1 protein-coding gene is annotated in these 338 nt (G+C 69.5%); it reads left to right on the top strand.

What is annotated here, in order from left to right:
* The coding region (locus tag ASC93_RS32300) for a hypothetical protein (RefSeq protein ID WP_229412800.1) at positions 1 to 338 on the top strand (338 nt) is incomplete at both ends.

Here is a 338-nt window from a genome sequence, read left to right as displayed (position 1 = left end):
GGCACGCTGGCGCTGGCCGGTTCGGGCGGCATCGCCCTGTCGAGCGGCGTGAACGACAACGGCGTCTTCGACATCTCGGCGACCGACAATGGCGCCCAGATCCGGACGCTGTCCGGCTCGGGCACCGTGCTGCTGGGCGGGCAGACCCTGACCCTGACGAATGCCGGTGGCACGGTGATCCAGAGCCCCATTGGCCTTCCCGGCCTGCCCTTGTCCGGATCGGGCGGCGTCATCCTCGTTACTCCGCCCCTGATCCTGGGCAATGTTACCAATGACTTCGCGGGCACGATCGCCGGGTCTGGCGGCCTGGCTGTGAGCGGCGGGGTGGAGACCCTGGC

The sequence above is a fragment of the Massilia sp. Root335 genome, assembly GCF_001425685.1.
Taxonomy (GTDB): Bacteria; Pseudomonadota; Gammaproteobacteria; order Burkholderiales; family Burkholderiaceae_D; genus Telluria; species Telluria luteola.
Note: the sequence above shows the minus strand (reverse complement) of the source record. Positions and strands in the feature narration are given on the sequence as shown.